This window comes from Bradyrhizobium sp. WSM2254, from assembly GCF_000472645.1.
Lineage (GTDB): Bacteria > Pseudomonadota > Alphaproteobacteria > Rhizobiales > Xanthobacteraceae > Bradyrhizobium > Bradyrhizobium niftali.
In genome coordinates this window covers 67,049-82,146 of record NZ_AXAB01000046.1, presented here as the reverse complement: position 1 = coordinate 82,146, position 15,098 = coordinate 67,049, and the positions used below count along the sequence as shown (strand labels likewise).

Here is a 15,098-nt window from a genome sequence, read left to right as displayed (position 1 = left end):
CAGCGCCGCGCCCGGGTCTGCTGCTGAGCATAGCTTGGCTTGTAGCCGACCTGCCTGCCACGGTTCCGCCTCAGCTCCCGAGAGATCGTTGATGGCGGGCGATCCAAAGCTGCCGCGATTTGCCCGACCGAGTTGCCATTGGCCGAAAGGCGGGCAATCTCGCATCGATCGTCAAGGGAGAGCTGTTTGTAAGTCCGCCCCATGGCAACACCTCCAGTTGGAAGTGTTGCACTTCGTTTGTGAACTCAGGGGACCCATAACCACAGGATGTGGTTTGGCGATGACTCGGAGTTGCAGCTTCGCGCCACAACTTCTCCCTGGGGTAATGGGTCCTGGCTTCCGCCAGGACGACGCCAGCCCTACGGCACGAACCCCTCAAAGATCATCTGGTCCGCATACTGCCCGGCCCGGGTCCGCTGCTCGGGCGTGCGGACGGTCCAGCCGAGCAGGGCGCAGCCGAACACATTGCGGGCGATCCAGGCGGCGGGCGCCGGGAGGTGGTCGACCTTGAAGGCGACGAAATGCGGCTGGGTCTGGAAGCCGTGGCGCAGGTACAGCATGCCGTCGCGCTGCACCTCGGTGAGCTTCGCCCAGTACTCGTCCTCATAGCTGCGCTGCGCGACGATGCCGCGCGGGCGGGAGGGCAATAGCTCGCGCAAGGCCAGGACCTGGTCGGGATCGAAGGACATGCCGACCGCCGGGCCCTGATAGGACGCCAGCACCTCAGCCATCCGCTTCACCAGCTTGCGGTCGCCGCCAAAATGGCTCTTCACCTCGATCACCAGCGGAACGCGGCCGGCGACCATGGCGCAGAGGTCGGACAGGGACATCATCCGCTCGTCCGTGTCCTTGAACCTGATGGCCTTCAGCTCCGCGGCGGTCTTCTCGACCACCTCGCCGGTGGCCTCGGTGAGGCGGCCGAGCGCATGGTCGTGATGGACCATGGCTTCGCCGTCGGCGGAGAGCTGGATGTCGACCTCGATCGAGAAATTGCCAACGATCGCGGCCTGGACCGCGCCCGGCATGTTCTCGACGATGCCGCGGGAAATGTCGTGCAGGCCGCGGTGGGCGACCGGCCGGGCTGTCAGCCAATCAGGGGCACGCACGATGCTGGCCTCAGGCGACCTCGAACACGCCCTCGACCTCCACCGCCGCATCCGCCGGCAGCGAGGCGACGCCGACGGTGGTGCGGGCGTGGCGGCCCTTGTCACCGAAGGCGGCGACCATCAGGTCGGAGGCGCCGTTGAGCACCTTCGGCCCGTCGAGAAAGTCCGGCGCCGAGTTGATGAAGCCGCCGAGGCGTACCACGCGCGCGACCTTGTCGAGATCGCCCAGGGCCGCCTTGACCTGGGCGAGCAGGTTGACGGCGCAGCCGCGCGCTGCCGCGGCGCCGTCTTCGATCGAGACGCCGGCACCCAGCTTGCCCTTGGCGATCAGCTTGCCGGCGGGATCGAAGCAGACCTGGCCGGAGACGAACAGCAGATTGCCGGTGCGCACGAACGGGACGTAGTTGGCCACGGGGGTGGGGGCCTCGTGCAGCTTGATGCCCTGTTCCGCCAGTTTCTGCTCGACCGTGCCCGCCATCTTCGACCTCGTTGTCCAAAAATCATTCACCCCGGCGCGGCCCATTGGTGCCCGGGAGCGTCCTGTTTCGCCCATCGTGCCGCCACATGCAAGCAACCCCAAGGGGCTGCATTTTGTTGAGGCAGGGCAGGAGGTTCAGGGCGAGGGCCGCAACTTTACGTGAAACGGCCTCAGTTGCGACGCAATGGAACGGTCATTAAAATGTCGAATCTGCTGTCCCCAAGGACGCATCTTCAAGGAACAGACATGATGCACCTTTTCCGGACTTCGCTCGGTGTGATGGCGCTCGCGGCGGCCGCTTGTGGCCCCGGAGGCGGGGCGCTGGCCGCCAACGGTCCGTTCCTCGCGCATCAGGCGCTCTATGACCTCAGCCTCGTCAAATCGCGCTCCAATTCGGTCAACAGCGCGCGCGGCCGCATCCTCTACAACTTCACCGGAAGCTCCTGCGAGGGCTACACCTCCGAATTCCGCCAGGTCTCCGAGCTCGACAGCGGCGAGGGCAAGGTCACGCTCAGCGACCTCCGTTCCAATTCCTGGGAGGATGCCGCGGGCAAGAGCTACCGCTTCAAGATCGAGACGCGGATGAACGAGGCCGATGCCGGCCGGGTCGACGGCTCGGCGGAGCGCGACGGCGACCACATCAACGTCAAGCTGAAGCTGCCTGCGCCGAAGAGCTTTACGCTCGACGGCAAGATCGTGTTCCCGACCGAGCAGATCCAGCGCATCATCGCCGCCGCCAAGGACGGCAAATCGCTGCTCGAACTGTCCGTCTATGACGGCTCCGACGACGGCCAGAAGGTCTACAACACGCTGACCGTGATCGGCCAAGCGATCCCCGCCGACCGCGCCAGCTCGATCGATCCGTCGACCACGGACGAGCACATGAAATCGCTCAAGCGCTGGCCCGTCACTGTCAGCTATTTCGACCGCGACGCCCAGCAGAAGGAAGGCGAGCAGACGCCGATCTATGCAATGGCGTTCGAGCTCTATGAGAACGGCGTCTCGCGCCAGCTCGTGCTCGACTACAATGATTTCGTCATCTCCGGCGCGATGGGCAAGTTCGACGTGAAGGACAGCAAGCCCTGTAATTGAGAGGGTCGCCGTTCTCTCCTCCGTCATTGCGAGCGAAGCGAAGCAATCCAGACTGCCTCCGCGGAAGGATTCTGGATTCTTCGTCGCAAGAGCTCCTCGCAATGACGGGCTAGCCCTCGGGACCCTCTCCAGCTACGCTCCCTCCCAACCACAAACTCCGGGAGGCAAGCACCATGCCCAAGCTCGACCATCTCCGCCCCAGCGGCCTGCACCACAATCCGGCCTATTCCCACGTCGTCACCGCCACGGGTGCGCGCACCATCTACATCTCGGGCCAGGTGTCGACCGACGAGGAGGGGCGGATCGTCGGCGAGGGCGATATCGCCGCGCAGACGACGCAGGTGATGCAGAATCTCGGCCTGGCGCTGAAAGCTGCCGGCGCGAGCTACGCCAACATCGTCAAGATCACGACCTTCGTGGTGAACTACAAGCCGGAGCTGCGCCCGATCATCGGTAAGGCCCGCTCCGCCTTCTTCGAAGGCATGGAGCCGCCGGCCTCCACCCTCGTCGGCGTCACCGCGCTTGCCGCGCCGGAATGGCTGATCGAGATCGAGGCGGTGGCGGTCGCTGATTGAGGAGACCGCGCAGGATGGGTTGGGCCCTGCGCGGCGGTTTCGAACGAGAGGGAAGACCATGTCGCGGGAGCTTCGCATCGGAGAGGTCGCCAGCCGAACGGGCCGCAGTATTCACACCATCCGCTGGTACGAAGCTCAGGGCTTGATCCCCGGCGTTATCAGGGATCGCGGGGGACGGCGCGTCTACAGCGATTTTCACGTTGGCTGGTTGGATCTGATGGAGCGCCTGCGTGGCACCGGCATGTCGGTCAAGCAGATGCGCGAATATGCGGCGCTTGCGAAACGGGGCGAAGCAACGCTGAACGAGCGTCACGCGCTGCTCGCAGCCCACCAGCAGCGCGTGCAGGACAACATCCAGCGTTGGTCGCAGGCTCTGGCGCTCATCGAAGCCAAGGTCGAATTCTATCAGGAGTGGATCGCCGGCGGTGAAAGACCCGCCGTGTCGCCGCATGGACGCCTCAAGGCTGCGCCGGCCTCATTGGCTGCCGGGCGGCCTTAGCACCCTCTCGACCAATGCGGTGTCCATGTACTCGGTCAGCTCGCGCAGTTTTCCGTCCGCCATGCGAATGACGAAGCAGTAGGTGTTGGCGTAGAGCTCGCCGGCAAGCGTCGTCGCATTGCCCCGGCACTCGGCGACGACGTAGTCGCCTTCAGCAATGATGCGGGATGCCGTGAGGCTGGTGGGAGCGGTGAATTGTCGGTGGAGAGGCTTCATCAGGCGCTCCAGCACGTCGGCCTTGCCGACATACTCGCCGGACCAGGCCGTCGAGCCGGTGATCCGCCAGACGAAGTCATCTGCCATCGCGGCGATGAACGGGTTGGGGTCGCGGCGTGCGCGCGCATCCATGATGTCCTGAATGAGCGCCTTGTTGTCGGTCACCGTCATGGGCTGTCTCCTTGAATCGAGGCCAGCCATCTCCTTACAGGCTAGAGCATGCTCTAGATCAAGCTCAATCAACCCTGTTTCGGACTGAACCTGTCATGCAAGAGAGCCATCGCTTCTTCGGCCCTGTCGGCAGGCACGAAAAGATGATCGTGATGGAAGGCCGAAACGGCATTCACGCTGATGCCGGGTTCGGCCAGTCGCGCCGTGATGGCCGCCAGAAAGCCTACCGCATCGAGCGCGGAGTGAACCGTCAGCGTGATCAGGCGCGAGGCAAACGCGTGGCGTAAGCCTGACGCCTCGGCTTCTTCGCGCAGGATCACCAGCGTCGTTCCTTCCTGCTCGCGGAACGTCAGCAGTGGGTTGACCGCTGCGGGAATGGGCTCGCCGGGTGGGATCGTGCAAAACACGAAGGTGCCGGGCTGCATTTCCGGCTTCATGTTCCTCAGCAGCGCGTCGAGAGCGCGTTCGCCTGTCATGGTGCCAGTCCGCGAGCGGGTAGGACCGTTTGAGCCCTTGCGAAGCTATCGACGCCGGAAGCTGTTGGAGCCATGGCCGACATACCTTTGTATATCTTTCCTAATCCTTCTCATACGCTGACCTTACGCTGGTACAATTGAGCGACGGCGGGAGATTCTTACAATTTGAGTCCACTCGGGTCACTGCGAGGAGACTCAAATGAACGTCGTCATTCGAAAGCTCAACGGCTTGTGGCACCTCATTGTCGGGTCTTGTCAGATCCGAACCCCGTTCCTGGAAACTCAGGATCGGCAGTTGGTCGTTCAGTATGCCAGGCGCGTCTATCCGGGGGCACGGATCTTCGAACGCGACTGAGTTGAGCAGGGCTCGATCACTCCCGCGCCTTCTCCGGCCCGTCATAGGCGATGCCGCGGATCACCGCGGCGCTGCCGAACTTCTTGCGCAGGCTGTCGACGGCGCGCTCGGCATGGGCCGCGCGGCGGTCGAGCATGTCGGTGTCGTCGGCGGGCGAGCCCTCGCGCAGTGCGCTGACGCCGGCGCCCATCAGGCGGAAGGCGGTGCCGTCGATCTCCTTGGCCAGCATCTCGCGGCAGATCGAAAAGATCTTTGCGGCGAGCTGCGTTGGCGCTGCGATCGACTGCGAGCGCGTGCGCTGGCGGAAGTCGTAAGTCTTCAGCTTCAGCGTGACGGTCGAGCCGGCAAGCTCGCTGCTCTTCAGCCGCGACGACGTCTTCTCGCAGAGGCGCCAGAGAATCTTCTCCAGCGTTGCGAAATCGCGGATGTCGGTTTCGAACGTGGTCTCGCTCGAGATCGTCTTGGCGCCGCGATCGGCCTCGACGCGGCGGTCGTCGATGCCGCGGGCAAGACGCCACAGCCTGCGGCCGTCGCTCGGAAATTGCCGCATTATCTCGATCTCGTCGGCCTTCTGAAGGTCGGCGATGATGCGGAAGCCGCGCTGCACCAGGCGTTCCTGCGTCGCAGGGCCCACGCCGAAGATGAAGCCGACCGGCCTCGAAGCCAGCATCGAACGCGCTTCCTCCTGATCGAGTGCGGCAAAGCCGCGCGGCTTGTCGAGATCGGAGGCGATCTTGGCGAGGAACTTGTTGCAGGACAAGCCGACCGAGACGCTGATGCCGATGTCGCGTTCGACGTTGCGGGCAAACCGCGCCAGCACCTTTGCCGGGATCATGCCGTGAACCCGTTCGGTGCCGGAGAGGTCGAGGAAGGCCTCGTCGATCGAGAGCGGCTCGACCAGCGGCGTCAGCGCCTGCATGGCCTGGCGCACCTCGCGGCCGACGCGGACGTACTTCGCCATGTCGGGTCGGATCACGATCGCGTGCGGGCAGGCTTCCAGCGCCTTGAACATCGGCATGGCGGAGCGGACGCCATAGGTGCGTGCGATGTAGCAGGCGGCCGACACGACGCCGCGCTTGCCCCCGCCGATGATGACGGGCTTGTCGGCGATGTCAGGATTGTCGCGCTTCTCGACCGTGGCGTAGAAGGCGTCGCAATCGATATGGGCGATGGTCAGGCTCGAAAGCGCGGGGTGGCGGACGAGGCGGGGGGAACCGCAAGCCGAGCAGCGCCGCACGCCCAGGTTCTGCACGTCAACATCCAGGTCGGCCAGGCAATCCCGGCAGAAGCAGCGGGGCCCGGCCGCCTCCGGGACGCTCACGGCACGTCACGCTCCCAGGTGCGGTCGCCGAGCGCATCGCCCAGCACCTGCCGCGCCGCCGCAACGTTGGTCGGATGCAGCTCCGATGCCGTGGCAAAGGCCTTCACGGTCGCGTCATCGCGCAGCACGAAATCGAGGACGCTGAGGAGGAAATTCGGGTCCGAGGCGGCGTTCCGCAGGGTCTCCGGGCCGACACCTGTCTCGGCCAGGAACAGGCCCAGCCGCTCGGGCTCGCCCGCGACAAAGGACAATGCCTGAATCGCAACGATTTCAGCGACTTCGCGGGGGTTGTGAACAGGCTTTTTCAAGGGGCCGGTTTGCCTTTCCGTTAACTTTCAGTGTCTACTTTGGAATATGCCCGAGTCTCGCGCCTGAGTCTTGCGACCCCCGACAAGCAACTGGAAACCACATCGCAGAAAGTGGCCCCTCGGGTTTAACGAAACTAGAGCGAATCTGAGGCTAGTTTGAATCCAGTTTTCGAAGCGCCGGGGAGCGGCGCCTGAGGCGTCACATGTATCGGGCTTCGTGCCAATCAGGAGGACGGGATGGCTAAGACCGTCCTGATCGTGGAAGACAACGAGCTCAACATGAAGCTCTTCCGCGACCTGTTGGAGGCGCACGGCTACCAGACCACGGGCACCAGCAACGGCTACGAGGCGCTGGATCTCGTTCGGAAGATGCGGCCGGACCTCGTGCTGATGGATATCCAACTGCCGCAGGTCTCGGGCCTCGAGGTGACGCGCTGGATCAAGGACGATCCGGAGCTGCGCGCCATCCCCGTCGTCGCGGTCACGGCCTTCGCGATGAAGGGCGACGAAGAGCGCATCCGCGAGGGCGGCTGCGAAGCCTATTTGTCCAAGCCGATCTCGGTCGGCAAATTCATTGAGACGGTCCGGCGTTTCATCGGATAGGAAGTGAGTGCAAAGTGTCCGCGCGTATCCTGGTTGTCGATGACGTTCCTGCCAACGTCAAACTCCTCGAAGCCCGCCTGTCCGCCGAATATTTCGACGTGATGACCGCCTCGAACGGCGCCGAGGCGTTGGTGCTGGCCAGCCGCGCCGAATGCGACATCATCCTGCTCGACGTGATGATGCCCGACATGGACGGCTTCGAGGTCTGCCGCCGCCTGAAGACCGATCCGGCCACGCACCACATCCCCGTCGTGATGGTCACGGCGCTCGACAGCCCCTCCGACCGCAACCGCGGGCTGGAAGCCGGCGCCGACGATTTCCTCACAAAGCCCGTCTCCGACGTCGTGCTGATCGCGCGCGTGCGCTCGCTGACGCGGCTGAAGATGATGACCGACGAGCTGCGCATGCGCGCCATCACCTCGCTCGAGATCGGCATGCAGGCGCCGGAGCGCACTGCGGTCGCCGACACCGGCAAGGGCGGCCGCATCCTCCTGGTCGACGACCGCCAGTCCTCCTATGAGCGGCTGGCAACGCTGCTGGCCGCCGAGCACACCGTCGATGTCGAGCCGAACCCGACCGAAGCGCTGTTCCACGCCGCCGAGGGCAATTACGACCTGCTGATCGTCTCGCTCGACCTCAACAATTTCGACGGCCTCAGGCTATGCAGCCAGGCGCGCTCGCTGGAGCGCACGCGCCACGTGCCGATCCTGGCGATCGCGGACCCCGAGAACTCGACGCGGCTGCTCCGCGGCCTCGAGATCGGCGTCAACGACTATCTGCTGCGCCCGATCGACAAGACCGAGCTCTTGGCGCGCGCCCGCACCCAGATTCGCCGCCGCCGCTACACCGATCATCTGCGCGACAACGTGCAGAACTCGATCGAGATGGCGATCACCGACGCGCTCACCGGCCTGCACAATCGCCGCTACATGGAGAGTCATCTGGCGACCCTCGCCGAGCAGGCCGCGACCCGCGGCAAGCCCTTGGCGCTGATGATCCTGGACATCGACTATTTCAAGTCGATCAACGACAATTACGGCCACGATGCCGGCGACGACGTGCTGCGCGAATTCGCGGTGCGCGTCCGCAAGTCGATCCGCGGCATTGATCTGGCCTGCCGCTACGGCGGCGAGGAGTTCGTCATCGTGATGCCGGAGACCGATCTCCATGTCGCCGGCATGGTCGCCGAGCGCCTGCGCCGCTCGATCGCGGGCGAACCGTTCGCGATCCACAAGGGCACCAAGCGCATCGAGGTCACGATCTCGATCGGCCTCACCACGCTGGAGCAGAAGGGCGAGGCGGTCGCCGACGTCCTCAAGCGCGCCGACACCGCGCTCTATCGAGCCAAGCACGACGGCCGCAACCGCGTGGTGTCGCAGGCGGCGTGAGGCCGCCTGCAACAAAGACTGCGAAAACAACCCCATTCACAGTAGCCGGCGCTAGTCGGATCAATGACTTGTGCAGGTGGCAACGCCGTTTGACTCGTCGGGCAAGACAGGCGCATTTTAGTAGGATCGAGAAGTGCGGGTGGTGTGGCGCGAAGCTCCACAAGTTCCGCTGTCATTCCCCGCGAAAGCGGGGAATCCAGTACGCCGCGGCCTCTCGGTCTAGCCTCACTGTCTCTGGAATACTGGATGCCCCGCCTTCGCGGGGCATGACACTGTGCGATATCGCTACAGCGGTTATCGTGGAGCGGGCTTGCGTCCCTTTGCCGCCGTCGCATCCCCCACATCCACCCCCGCATTCCGCAGCAGCACGGTCGCCGCTTCCTTCGCGGCGCGCGCCATCGCGGGGTCGTCGCGCACGAGGTCCTGGGCGATGGAGCCGTCGACGAGCAGCACGAGCTGGGTGGCGAGTGCATCCGCCTCCGTGACGCCGAGCTCGTTGAGCCGCTCGCGAAACCAGACGCGGCGGCTTTCCTTGAAGGCGATTGCGATCTTCTTCACGGCGCGGTCCGCCGGGCCGAGCTCAGCGACCGCATTCACGAACGGGCAGCCGCGAAAATCCTTGGCCGCAAAGCGCCGCTCCAGCGAATCGAAGGTGGCGAGGATCTGCTCGGCCGGCGGCTTGTCGGACGGACGCGGCTGCACGAACCGGCGCTCGAGGTAAGCCGCGATCAGCGCGTCCTTGGAGGGGAAGTGGTTGTAGAGCGTGCGTTTGGAGATGCCGATCTCGGCCGCGATGGTGTCGACGCCGATGGCGCGAATGCCTTGCAGATAGAACAGCTTGTCGGCGGTCTCGAGGATCCGCTCTTTCATCGTCTGTTTGGTCGGCGGGGGAGCCATGCAGCAGCGCGCGTCCTCTTCGCTTGACAGCCTTCGCCTTTCATAGCCTAAGTACACAGGTCTGTGTAACCAAAATCAACTGATATTGCAGACGCCGGTGCGCGCGCCGCGCCGACGAGGGAGAAGAACATGCCCCTGTTGCAGGTCCTGCGTCCGACATTGCCCATCCTGATCGGCGCCTCGATCATGCTGACGCTGAGCATGGGGCTGCGGCAGAGCCTCGGGATCTTCATGCAGCCGCTGACGCATGACATCCACATTTCGATCTCGGACTTCACGCTGGCGCTGGCCGTGCAGAACCTCGCCTGGGGCTTCCTCCAGCCGCTCGCCGGCGCGATGACGGTGCGCTACGGCTTCCGCCCGATCATGATCGTGGGCGCGCTGATGTACATCGCGGGCCTGATCCTGATGGCGACCGCGAACGGCCTCGTCAGCATCATGATCGGCGCCGGCGTGCTGATCGGCACGTCGCTGGCCTGCACGGCGGCGGCGATCGCGATGTCGGTGGCGGCGCGCGCTGTCCCCGAGACGGTGCGCTCCACCGTGCTCGGCATCGTCTCGGGCGCGGGGTCGCTCGGCGCGCTGCTGTCGGCGCCGATCGGGCAACTGCTCAACGAAGGCTTTGGCTGGCGCATCGGACTCGCCGGCTTCGTCATCATGTCGGTGCTGATGATCCCCGCCGCATGGTATGCCGGACGCGTCGACAGGATTCCGCTGCCGAAACCGTCTGCCGACGACATCGGCGATGCCACGGCCGCGACGGCGGCGAAGACGGCGTTCGGCAATGCCTCCTTCGTGGTGATGACCTGCGCCTATCTCGTCTGCGGCATGCAGCTCGTGTTCCTGACCACGCATCTGCCGTCTTATCTCGCGATCTGCGGTCTCGATCCGATGCTGAGCGCGCAGACGCTCGGCATGATCGGCGGCTTCAACGTGCTGGGCTCGCTGTTCTTCGGCTGGGCCGGCCAGCGCTGGAACAAGCTGGCGCTGCTGGGCGCAATCTACATCCTGCGCTCGCTCGCGCTCGCCTGGTACTTCATGCTGCCGGCGACGTCGTTCTCGACGCTGCTGTTCGGCGCCATCATGGGCTTCCTGTGGATGGGAGTAGGGCCGCTGGTGGCAGGCGCGGTCGCCGAGATGTTCGGCCTGCGCTGGCAGGCCATGATCCAGGGCCTTGCCTTCATGAGCCACCAGATCGGCAGCTTCCTCGGCGCTTACGGGGGAGGGGTGCTGTATGACGCGCTCGGCTCGTACACGATGGCCTGGCGCATCGGCGTGGCGCTGGGCCTCGCCGGCGGCATCGTGCAGGTCGCATTCGCGCTGATCCGGCCGTCGCAACCGCCGGCGCCGGTGCTGCGGACGGCTTAACCGGACGCGAGCTCACAAGGCTCACGGTTTTGGCGCGCATCGGCGACCCTGGGAGTCGCACGTCGTCCAACGCGGAGCTTCCTGCCTGAACCTCACGCGCGGGTTGATATCACAATAGGTGTTCGACCGGCCGGACGCCGATGCCAGGCACTGCTCTCTCGTCACATACATGCAGTCGCCGGAATAGCCGAGCTGGCCACCGAAGACGCACCAAGGATAGTCGCGTTCAGCGTTCGCGGCGGACGAAAGCCCCACCAGCGTGAATACAACGAACAAAGCGAGTCGCATTCGACCCTCCTTCATCTAAAGCCGACAGATCATAGAGCATTCTGAAAACAATTGGAGCCTGAAAGGAGCCGGCCCGGCTTGCTGGCCGTTGCCGCCGGCATCGACGCCGCGACGTTCACCTTGACCGGGACGGGAAGCGGAAGGCGCAGTGCCCGAGCCAACGCCTGATGTCGCGATGCCGGCTGTCTTTCCGGAAGCTTCCCGAAATACGAGAGGGTTTGCATCAGCGCGCATCTGACGAGGTGCTCTCCGTGCGGTGCGCAGCACCGCGCTTGAGCGGCAGCTCAAGGGCTGGAGCCGGGTCAAGAAGCCGTCGCGCTGGAGCGCCTAGCCCGAAGAAGTAAGAGGCGATGCGGTCGCCGGGGCCGTTCATCCTTCGAGGCTCTCCAAACGGCGCGTTGCGCCGCTTGGCTCGCACCTCCAGCGACAACGGCTTCGCCGTTGCGCGGGGATAACGGATCTAAAATAAAAACGGGGCCGTGAGGCCCCGTCAAAGTCCTTCAGCGTATCCCGCGATCTTACTTGATCTTGGCTTCGCGGAATTCGACGTGCTTGCGCGCGACCGGGTCGTACTTCTTCTTGACCAGCTTGTCGGTCATGGTGCGCGAATTCTTCTTGGCGACGTAGTAGAAGCCGGTGTCGGCCGAGGACACGAGCTTGACCTTGATGGTGACCGCTTTGGCCATGTTCTGAACCTCAGAAATGAAGGGAATCTGGAGCCGGCCAAACGGCCCGCGTTGGCCGGCAACCTAGCCAGAAACCGCCTGATGTCAAGGTTTCGAAGCGTTTTCCAGCGAAGTGGGCACCGGTTCGCGTCAAGAAAACGCGTCAAAAACAACAACCTAGAGCCCCGTAGGGGCTCTAGGGCTCCAAAACCACTCAAATCGGGCCGATTACCCCTCGAAGAACCGGTTTTTCGGCCGCGGCAGGCCCAGATTCTCCCTCAAAGTGGTCCCTTCATACTCTTTCCGGAAAATCCCGCGGCGCTGGAGCTCCGGGACCACCTTGTCGACGAAATCGTCGAGGCCGGCGGGCAGGAACGGGAACATGATGTTGAAGCCGTCCGAGCCGCGCCCGACCAGCCATTCCTCCATCTGGTCGGCGATGGTCTTGGCGGTGCCGACAAAGGCGAGCCCGCCATAGCCGCCGACGCGCTGGGCGAGCTGGCGCACGGTGAGTTTTTCGCGCGCGGCGAGATCGACCATGCGCTGGCGGCCGCTCTTGCTGGCGTTGGTCTCGGGGATTTCGGGGAGCGGGCCGTCCGGATCGAAGCCGGAGGCATCGGTGCCGAGGATGACCGAGAGCGAGGCGATGGCGCTGTCGTAGTGCACGCGGCTGTCGAGCAAAGCGCGCTTCTCCTTGGCTTCATCGACGCTGTCCCCGACCACGACGAAGGCACCGGGGAGGATCTTGAGATGTTCAGGATCGCGGCCGACCTTTGCCATACGGCCCTTAATGTCGGCATAGAGTTTCTGCCCGTCGGCGAGGCTGCCGCCGCCGGTGAACACGGCCTCCGCCGTCTCGGCCGCGAGCTGCCTGCCGTCCTCGGAAGCGCCGGCCTGCACGATCACCGGCCAGCCCTGCACCGGGCGGGCGATGTTGAGGGGCCCGCGCACCTTCAGATATTTGCCGTTGTGATCGAGCGTGTGCATCTTCGAAGGGTCGAAGAACAGCCCATCCTCGACATCGCGCACGAAGGCGTCATCGGCGAAGGAATCCCACAGACCCGTGACCACGTCATAGAATTCGCGCGCGCGCTTGTAGCGCTCGGCGTGCTCCATGTGGTCGTCGAGACCGAAATTCAGCGCCGCGTCCGGGTTCGAGGTGGTGACGATGTTCCACCCGGCGCGCCCGCCGCTGAGATGGTCGAGCGAGGCGAAGCGGCGCGCGACGTGATAGGGCTCGTCGAACGTGGTCGAGCCCGTCGCGATCAGGCCGATCCGCTCGGTGACGGCCGAGAGCGCCGACAGCAGCGTGAACGGCTCGAACGAGGTCACCGTGTGGCTGCGCTTGAGCGCGTTGATCGGCATGTTCAGCACGGCGAGATGATCGGCCATGAAGAAGGCGTCGAACTTGCCGGCCTCGAGCTTCCGGATCAGCGTCTTGATGTGACCGAAATTGAAATTGGCGTCCGGCCAGGCCCCGGGATAGCGCCAGGCGCCGGTGTGGATGCTGATCGGGCGCATGAACGCGCCAAGCTTGAGTTGCCGTTGTGCCATCGCCCCGTATCCGTTCTGGGTGTCGTTCGCAAAGACATAGGGACGCGGAGGAACTCTGCCATTGGGGCAGGCGGGAAGATTTTTTCGTTTTTCGCGACACGCTCAGCACAATCGCGTCATTCCGGGGCGTCGCGGAGCGGCGAGCCCGGAATCCATCCCTCGGCAGTCTCTGCGGCCCGATGGATTCCGGGCTCGCCGCTACGCGGCGCCCCGGAATGACGGGGGGAGAGGGGTCGCCCCATCGAACCATCCTGCCGCTCGCTCCGACCAAGCCATGACCTCGTGAGGAGACGTTGAATGGCAGGCGCGATGACAGTGGATGGCGGCATGGTCCGCATCGACCGCCCCATGCCCTGGATCGGCCGGCTGCTGTCGCTGCCGCTGCTGGCGGCGAGCAGTTATCTGCTCTGGAATGTCGCGCTCGGCCTGCGCCAGGATTTTTCCGGCTTCGGCCGGCTCGCCGATGACCTCGTGCCGGTGCTGGTGTTCACCGGCCTCGGGCTGCTCGTCGGCATCCCCGGCCTGATCCTGCTCACCTTCCGCTATTTCGTCGTGCTCAACGAGACGCTGCGCCAGATCGTCATCACCAGTCAGTTCGGCCCGCTGAATATTCGCAAGCACCGCAATCTCGCCGACTATCATTTCATCAGCATCACCGACGATTACGACGCGGATCTGACGACCTATGACGTCAATCTCTGCGGCAGCAAGGGCACCGAGCCGATCAACCTGATGAGCTTCATCAGGCGCGGGGAGGCCGACAAGCTTGCGAGCGAACTCGGGCGGGCGCTCAAACTTCCGGCGCGCGACTATGTCGGCACCGAGCCGGACGCGGACTGAGAAGGAACTTCCTCGTCATTCCGGGGCGCGCCTCTTGGCGCGAGCCCGGAATCCATCTGGCCGCGGGGATTGTGGATGAATGGATTCTCAGATGCGCAATTGCGCATCGTAGTTCGCGCTTCGCGCGCCCCCGAATGACGGCCTAGCTCAAAATATCCTTCTGCATCTTGCCGCCGTAGAAATGGAAGAACGGCACCGGCGCGTCGTGGCAGAGCGGGCCGGTGGCAAGGCGCGTGTCGAGCTCGTTGAGCACGTTGCGCGTCATCGGATGCAGATCGGCGAGCGGCTTCGAGCCGAGCTCGACCCAGACCAGCTCGACCAGCTCGGCATCGGCATGGATCACGCCCTCGACGCGATGGCTGATCGCGGAGGCATCCGCGGTGAAGAAGCGCGTGTCGAACCGCTTGACGCGGCCGGGCGGGGTGATGGCGCGCGCGATCAGGAACAGGCTCGAGGGGTCGGGCAGCAGGCCCGCATCAGCGAATGGTTGCCACGGGCCTTCGAGCCTGGCCTTGCCCTCGGCCTTGCGCCCGAGGCAGAGGCCGGTCTCTTCGCAGGCCTCGCGGATCGCGGCGACCGCCAGCGACTTGGCGCGTGAGGCCGGCGTCTTCGGGCTGCCCTTGGCGAGATTGGCTTCGAGCTCGGAGGTGATGGGGGCGGCACACGGGACGCGGTAGTCGGCCTTGTCGACACGGCCGCCGGGGAAGACGAACTTGCCGGGCATGAACACCACCTTGTCGTGGCGCTTGCCGACCAGGACTTTTGGAATGGTGCCGCTGCGATCGACCAGGATCAGTGTCGCCGCATCCTTCGGGCGGAAATAGGGATGATGGTCGGCTTCCTTCTCCTCGTGGACCTTTGCCTTGTCCGCTACCTGCGCCGTATCCGTCATGTCCTC

The 15,098-nt window shown here is 64.6% G+C and carries 20 protein-coding genes; 8 read left to right on the top strand and 12 right to left on the bottom strand.

What is annotated here, in order from left to right; translation table 11 throughout:
• From A3M7_RS47360 to A3M7_RS0129880, 3 genes are all read right to left on the bottom strand, one after another.
• Positions 1 to 203: helix-turn-helix domain-containing protein (locus A3M7_RS47360; protein WP_156937065.1), on the bottom strand; the 203-nt coding region annotated here is incomplete at its 3' end.
• A gap of 156 nt (positions 204 to 359) precedes the next feature.
• Positions 360 to 1,106: a glycerophosphodiester phosphodiesterase gene (locus A3M7_RS0129885; RefSeq protein ID WP_027547223.1), complete on the bottom strand. Its 747-nt coding sequence runs from the start codon at positions 1,104 to 1,106 to the stop codon at positions 360 to 362.
• A gap of 10 nt (positions 1,107 to 1,116) precedes the next feature.
• Entirely contained in the window at positions 1,117 to 1,584 is a 468-nt protein-coding gene (locus A3M7_RS0129880; RefSeq protein ID WP_027547222.1) for a RidA family protein, read from the bottom strand.
• Positions 1,585 to 1,830: 246 nt separating this feature from the next.
• Between A3M7_RS0129880 and A3M7_RS0129875 the strand changes: the two genes are divergently transcribed.
• The 3 genes from A3M7_RS0129875 (at position 1,831) to A3M7_RS45090 (ending at position 3,750) form a co-directional block, all read left to right on the top strand.
• Positions 1,831 to 2,676 carry a cell envelope integrity EipB family protein gene (locus A3M7_RS0129875; RefSeq protein ID WP_027547221.1) on the top strand — a complete coding sequence of 282 codons (846 nt, stop codon included), beginning with the start codon at positions 1,831 to 1,833 and terminating at the stop codon, positions 2,674 to 2,676.
• Between the two features lie 173 nt (positions 2,677 to 2,849).
• Positions 2,850 to 3,251, top strand: coding sequence for a RidA family protein (locus tag A3M7_RS0129870; RefSeq protein ID WP_027547220.1), 402 nt, complete (start codon positions 2,850 to 2,852; stop codon positions 3,249 to 3,251).
• 58 nt (positions 3,252 to 3,309) lie between these two features.
• On the top strand, positions 3,310 to 3,750 hold the full coding sequence (locus tag A3M7_RS45090; RefSeq protein ID WP_049823754.1) for a MerR family transcriptional regulator: 441 nt from the start codon (positions 3,310 to 3,312) through the stop codon (positions 3,748 to 3,750).
• Here A3M7_RS45090 and A3M7_RS0129860 read toward each other — a convergent pair.
• Both A3M7_RS0129860 and A3M7_RS0129855 read right to left on the bottom strand, forming a co-directional pair.
• Complete coding sequence (locus tag A3M7_RS0129860) at positions 3,727 to 4,137, bottom strand: nuclear transport factor 2 family protein (protein ID WP_027547219.1); 411 nt, start codon at positions 4,135 to 4,137, stop codon at positions 3,727 to 3,729. The two genes, A3M7_RS45090 and A3M7_RS0129860, sit on opposite strands and share 24 nt — an antisense overlap.
• Before the next feature lie 68 nt (positions 4,138 to 4,205).
• Positions 4,206 to 4,613 carry an ACT domain-containing protein gene (locus A3M7_RS0129855; protein WP_027547218.1) on the bottom strand — a complete coding sequence of 136 codons (408 nt, stop codon included), beginning with the start codon at positions 4,611 to 4,613 and terminating at the stop codon, positions 4,206 to 4,208.
• Between the two features lie 199 nt (positions 4,614 to 4,812).
• On the opposite strand from A3M7_RS0129855, the gene A3M7_RS49925 reads away from it, so the two are divergent.
• Positions 4,813 to 4,968 (top strand): hypothetical protein, encoded by a 156-nt coding sequence (locus A3M7_RS49925; RefSeq protein WP_162832276.1) that lies wholly within the window; start codon positions 4,813 to 4,815, stop codon positions 4,966 to 4,968.
• Positions 4,969 to 4,984: 16 nt separating this feature from the next.
• Here A3M7_RS49925 and A3M7_RS0129845 read toward each other — a convergent pair whose 3' ends face one another.
• Both A3M7_RS0129845 and A3M7_RS0129840 read right to left on the bottom strand, forming a co-directional pair.
• Complete coding sequence (locus A3M7_RS0129845; RefSeq protein WP_027547217.1) at positions 4,985 to 6,289, bottom strand: DNA polymerase IV; 1,305 nt, start codon at positions 6,287 to 6,289, stop codon at positions 4,985 to 4,987.
• Positions 6,286 to 6,597, bottom strand: a complete 312-nt coding sequence (locus A3M7_RS0129840; RefSeq protein WP_011087883.1) for a DUF3572 domain-containing protein — start codon at positions 6,595 to 6,597, stop codon at positions 6,286 to 6,288. Before A3M7_RS0129840 ends, A3M7_RS0129845 begins: the two co-directional genes overlap by 4 nt.
• 237 nt (positions 6,598 to 6,834) lie before the next feature.
• Between A3M7_RS0129840 and A3M7_RS0129835 the strand changes: the two genes are divergently transcribed.
• Positions 6,835 to 7,200 (top strand): response regulator, encoded by a 366-nt coding sequence (locus tag A3M7_RS0129835; RefSeq protein ID WP_027547216.1) that lies wholly within the window; start codon positions 6,835 to 6,837, stop codon positions 7,198 to 7,200.
• A 14-nt stretch (positions 7,201 to 7,214) separates the two neighbouring features.
• Entirely contained in the window at positions 7,215 to 8,588 is a 1,374-nt protein-coding gene (locus A3M7_RS0129830; RefSeq protein WP_027547215.1) for a PleD family two-component system response regulator, read from the top strand.
• Positions 8,589 to 8,882: 294 nt separating this feature from the next.
• Here the strand turns inward: A3M7_RS0129830 and A3M7_RS0129825 are convergent, their stop codons facing one another.
• On the bottom strand, positions 8,883 to 9,485 hold the full coding sequence (locus tag A3M7_RS0129825) for a TetR/AcrR family transcriptional regulator (protein WP_027547214.1): 603 nt from the start codon (positions 9,483 to 9,485) through the stop codon (positions 8,883 to 8,885).
• A 129-nt stretch (positions 9,486 to 9,614) separates the two neighbouring features.
• Between A3M7_RS0129825 and A3M7_RS0129820 the strand changes: the two genes are divergently transcribed.
• Positions 9,615 to 10,853 carry an MFS transporter gene (locus A3M7_RS0129820; RefSeq protein ID WP_027547213.1) on the top strand — a complete coding sequence of 413 codons (1,239 nt, stop codon included), beginning with the start codon at positions 9,615 to 9,617 and terminating at the stop codon, positions 10,851 to 10,853.
• A gap of 21 nt (positions 10,854 to 10,874) precedes the next feature.
• Here the strand turns inward: A3M7_RS0129820 and A3M7_RS47350 are convergent, their stop codons facing one another.
• From A3M7_RS47350 to A3M7_RS0129810, 3 genes are all read right to left on the bottom strand, one after another.
• Entirely contained in the window at positions 10,875 to 11,141 is a 267-nt protein-coding gene (locus tag A3M7_RS47350; protein ID WP_245284348.1) for a DUF3551 domain-containing protein, read from the bottom strand.
• A gap of 518 nt (positions 11,142 to 11,659) precedes the next feature.
• Positions 11,660 to 11,827 (bottom strand): 50S ribosomal protein L33, encoded by a 168-nt coding sequence (rpmG, locus tag A3M7_RS0129815; RefSeq protein WP_007603295.1) that lies wholly within the window; start codon positions 11,825 to 11,827, stop codon positions 11,660 to 11,662.
• 207 nt (positions 11,828 to 12,034) lie between these two features.
• Positions 12,035 to 13,360 carry an LLM class flavin-dependent oxidoreductase gene (locus A3M7_RS0129810; protein WP_027547212.1) on the bottom strand — a complete coding sequence of 442 codons (1,326 nt, stop codon included), beginning with the start codon at positions 13,358 to 13,360 and terminating at the stop codon, positions 12,035 to 12,037.
• A 297-nt stretch (positions 13,361 to 13,657) separates the two neighbouring features.
• Here A3M7_RS0129810 and A3M7_RS0129805 point away from each other — a divergent pair, with 297 nt between their 5' ends.
• A complete protein-coding gene (locus tag A3M7_RS0129805) occupies positions 13,658 to 14,200 on the top strand; it encodes a hypothetical protein (RefSeq protein ID WP_027547211.1) in 543 nt (180 codons plus the stop codon).
• A 142-nt stretch (positions 14,201 to 14,342) separates the two neighbouring features.
• Here the strand turns inward: A3M7_RS0129805 and A3M7_RS0129800 are convergent, their stop codons facing one another.
• A complete protein-coding gene (locus tag A3M7_RS0129800; protein WP_027547210.1) occupies positions 14,343 to 15,092 on the bottom strand; it encodes an NUDIX hydrolase in 750 nt (249 codons plus the stop codon).
• Positions 15,093 to 15,098 lie beyond the last annotated feature (6 nt).